Raw genomic sequence first — 4,525 nt, forward strand, 5'->3', positions numbered from 1 at the left:
TACCCACAGAAACGACTTGCAATGCCTGATGTGCTATTTCCTTGTCTGTCCATGGTTTTTCACCAGGAATAATCAATAAGGGATTATTCCCTCCACATTCTGAAATTAATGGTGCTTTTGCGTTTTTCTGAATAGCATGGGCAACTCCTGAAGAACCCGTAAAATAAATGGCATGTAATCCATCAAGACCTGTCATCGCTCTTCCTTCTTCCGGTTCAATGAACACCAAAGCCTTTCGGTCAATGAGAGGCTGAAATATTTTTGCCCAAATTTTATCCGTTTCCACATTGTTTTGATGTGGTTTATGAATTACTGCTTTGTTTTCAAAGAATAATGCTTTTACCATTTCTACTGATGAACTGTAATTTCCTGCCCCTGAAATAGCAATAATTCCCGCTTTCTTATCAAGTGGATTAATCTGTTTTGGTTCTCCTTTTACATACAGGTATCCTTTTTGTTTTCCTGCCACAATTTTATCTTTTGGAAAAATAGGCCAGGTTTGTATGGCTGTGTTACCATCTCCTAAATTTCGAACACTAACAGGTTGTAACATCTCTCCATTTGCCAATTTTTCGTACAGGTGCCGGCTTGCCATAAGTACACCTGCAACAGGTCCCGCCGTTCCAGCCAGCCCAAATGCTTTTGTGTAAATTTCAGTGCCGATATAATCATTTTTCATTTTTATATCCGCCAAAGCAAGCTGCTCTGAGTACTTATCTAAATTATTTTGTATCTCTTCGAGTAGAGTAAGTTTCTCTACTGCTGACGTAGCTGCCCATGATTTCGGGTTTAAATAGTCAAATGCTTCTTGTGCTCTCATAACTTTATGTTTTAATTATAAGACAAAGGTATGTTGCCTATTTTGAGGAGATTAACACTTTTTATTGATATTAAAACACTTTTTGCAGATCCGACAGAAATAAAAAAAAGCGATTCATATATTTTATGAATCGCTTTTCTCATTAGATTTCCAGCTTAATTGAGCTGTTTATAAGCTAACGGCGTGTAGCCCGTTTTTGATTTGAAAAGCCTTGTGAAATAATGAGGATAATTAAACCCCAGGGAATAGGCTATTTCATTAATAGTCTGGTTAGTTCCCAAAAGGTAGTTTTTAGCCAGCTCTATTATATAATCATTGATGTGATCTTTGGCCGAACGCCCGGTTTCTTTTTTAAGCAGGTCACTGAAGTAATGGGAAGAAAGATTCAGTTTTTCAGCAAAGTAATTTATCGTTGGAAGGCTGTTTTTCAGCTGCTCCTCTTTATCAAAATATGATTTTAATTCCTTTTCAAAGCGTGAAAAAATATCTTTATTTTGATTGGTTCTGGTAAAGAATTGACGATCATAAAAACGCAGGCAATAATTTAAAAGCAATTCAATATTAGAAACAATTACCCGCTGGCTATGGCTATCGATTCGCTGAGTAAACTCATTTTTAATATTGGCAACCGTATCGGTTACAAGTACTTCTTCATCTTCAGACAGGTGCAATGCCTCCACAACTTTATAATCAAAAAATGAATATTCTGATATTATGCTGCCTAAATGTGTACCTCTAATTAAATCCGGATGGAAATAAAGCATCCAGCCTTTTACTTCTCCAGGTCTCATTTCCTTTTCAATTGTGTTGACTTGTTTTGGACCCGAAAATGCCATTACACCTTCTTCGAAATCAAAGTGATTTCTTCCGTATTCAATACCGCAATCTTTATCTTTTAGGGCTATCATGTACAGATCCAGCACCACCTTTGTTCCGATCTGGGATTCCGGAACATTGATTTGCGCAGCATCTATTAAAGCAATGAGTGGATGCTTGGGTTTATCAAATCCAAAAACACTGCATAGCTCGCTGACTGAATTTATAGTGATAATTTGATTTTTCATATGGGGAATTTATATGACAAAATTAAAACTCTTTGCTTTCTGAAAATTACACAAATTGCAGATAAGGTAACAGATATTGCAGATGTACATTTCATTTATGGGCATTTAAGTAAGGTATATGAAATAATGATGTTTTTTAACCGAATTATTGGTCCGATCCATCCTATCAATCTAATTTTGGTACTCAATATACGATGCACATTAAAGCCATAAAAAATATGGACTAAAAGTTCATATTATATTTTTTCTGAGCGATATTTTCTATAATTCAAGTAATAAAAATACTGAGAAAAAATGGAATACATATTAATGAAGATGAAGCCATCGTTATCTTAGATTTCCTATATATACTAGCCACATCCAAAGGATAATAATTTTGAATCGGTCAGATTGATTGATTAAAAGAATATTGAACACTAAATAATAGATAATACGAAAATTCTGAAGACCAATGTATTTTTGTTAAAAAACATTGGAAAAACCCGAACAATTTTCTATGTTTAACTAAAATAATGTAATAAACTGAATATCAATGTATATAGAGCGCAAAAAAGGAGACGTTAAAAAATAAACGTCTCCCTAAGCGGAGAGTGAGGGATTTATCGCGTCCCACATCCCCTTGCAATAATCCGCGATGATAGTGTTCGAACCCCGGCCAGCGCTTCTGGTTCGAATCCAAAAATAACGAAAAAAGCCTTTCATTGCTGAAAGGCTTTTTCTGCGGAGAGTGAGGGATAATAACATGATCCCAATGGGGGAGGCTTCACCATAAAATAAAGCCATTCACTCCGTTCATTTTTTTCTCGTTTATAGACTTTTTATCAAACGTTGTTTGCAAAGGTCTATAAACGAGAAAACCCGACTATCGTCGGGCTTTATTTGGTGGCGGAGAGTGAGGGATTCGAACCCCCGGACCTGTTACAGTCAACAGTTTTCAAGACTGCCGCAATCGACCACTCTGCCAACTCTCCTTAAACTCCGATAGTATCGTTGTTTTCAGTGGTGCAAATATAGAAAAAATTATAATAATCCACTAATAAAAAATAAACTAAAATCTATCTGCCGGGTTTTCAGGGATATTATTTTTATTAACGCTCTGAATTGGCGTCTTTAGCTTCAATTTTAGTTGAATCTTAAGTCTTTTTTTGGGTGTTGCAAAGCTTTTTAATATTAAAAAACTAAAAAGCTATTAGGGCTATCATAAAAAATGGGTATCAAATTATTTATTCCCGGTTTTAAATGATATTTTATATTCTTCAGTATTAAAAGGATAACCGTCTTCAGATTTTGTTGTCCTGTCTGTTATATAAAAATCATATTCTGTATCATGTTTTAAATCAACTGTTTCGATGGTAAGAATGGTTTTCGATTGATCTAAACCTATAATGTTTTTCAAAGGAAAATGTTCCTTCCCATTTTTTGAGAAATTGACGGATATTTTCTCATTCATTGGCTGCGAGAACACAATCTGGATTTTCTTGATATCTGTACTTACGTGCTGGCTGCCATTTTCAAAATCTATGATCTTTATTAATTTGGGCTGATGCGCTTTATACTCAGATAGGATTTGTTCCGTAGTCTTTTTGTTCTCAAAATAATCTGAAATAGCTAAAAACTGAAGAACATCATCTTCATTATTGAAATCCAGATTAATGATGTTTTTAATGGCGGCTTTCTTATCGGATGAGCTTTCATAATATTTTTTGGAAATCACGTATCCCACAAAGTATCCAAGATCAGGATTGTTTGCATTACTATTATAAAACCAATTCTCTAATTTTTTACTGAACATTTCTTTTTTAAAGTCAGATTTTACTTTTTCGTAATTTTTGAAGCCGTAATCAAGATAATGTGCGGTGAATTTTTTGTTTAAAGCCAATTCTGCAATAAAATCACATGATCCTTCTTTAATAGCTTTTGATAAGACATTGATTTCTCCTGCTTTTTGAAAAGTATGAATGAATTCATGTACCGTTACCTGCTCCAGCTGTGAAGGGTTCGTAAACAAGAATATTTTCTTTAGATTTTCATTTTCAAGCTCTGAAACAACTGTATTTTTATCACCTGTTATTTTTTCAACACCTAGCAGCAAGTCTTCTTTATTAGTTGTTCCGCCCGATTTCAGTGTGCCAATTGTGTAGTAAATATTTCCTTTGGAGTTGTTGGGATAAAGTTTTCCCAATCTTCTGAAGGCTCTATTGATTGTTTTAATTTTTTTAGAATCAATAAGGGTATTGGGTCTGATGGAGTTCCAGAAACCAGGATATTTTTCAATAACATTTAAATAATCCTCTTTTCCAAACTTTTTGATTTCCATGAAAGCTTTTAGCCCATCGGTTTTCTTGTTAAGGAAGACGTTTTCAATAATTTCGCTTTGATTACTTTTGTTTTTTTGGATACTGTCATAAGCAATCCAAAAATTATTGATGTCTGAGCTGATGATTTTTTGAGCATTTGACCAATTCAAAAATGTCAAAACGGCTAATGCAGGAAGTATGCGTTTCATTGAAGTATTTAGTTTTTATAATAAAAAAGGTACGAATCAGTTGATTCGTACCTTTTTTTGCGGAGAGTGAGGGATTCGAACCCCCGGACCTGTTACAGTCAACAGTTTTCAAGACTGCCGCAATCGACCACTCTG

The 4,525-nt window shown here is 34.5% G+C and carries 3 protein-coding genes and 1 tRNA gene; all 4 read right to left on the minus strand.

Going from position 1 to position 4,525, the window contains the following annotated elements; all coding sequences use genetic code 11:
- On the minus strand, positions 1-820 hold an 820-nt coding region (locus BBH99_RS09810), incomplete at its 3' end, for an aldehyde dehydrogenase family protein (RefSeq protein WP_123873101.1).
- Positions 821-975: 155 nt separating this feature from the next.
- Positions 976-1,884, minus strand: coding sequence for a helix-turn-helix domain-containing protein (locus tag BBH99_RS09815; RefSeq protein WP_066695065.1), 909 nt, complete (start codon positions 1,882-1,884; stop codon positions 976-978).
- An 883-nt stretch (positions 1,885-2,767) separates the two neighbouring features.
- Positions 2,768-2,855, minus strand: a tRNA-Ser gene (locus tag BBH99_RS09825).
- Positions 2,856-3,103: 248 nt separating this feature from the next.
- Entirely contained in the window at positions 3,104-4,390 is a 1,287-nt protein-coding gene (locus tag BBH99_RS09830) for a hypothetical protein (RefSeq protein WP_066695067.1), read from the minus strand.
- Positions 4,391-4,525 lie beyond the last annotated feature (135 nt).

It is taken from the genome of Chryseobacterium contaminans, assembly GCF_001684955.1.
Classification (GTDB): Bacteria; Bacteroidota; Bacteroidia; order Flavobacteriales; family Weeksellaceae; genus Chryseobacterium; species Chryseobacterium contaminans.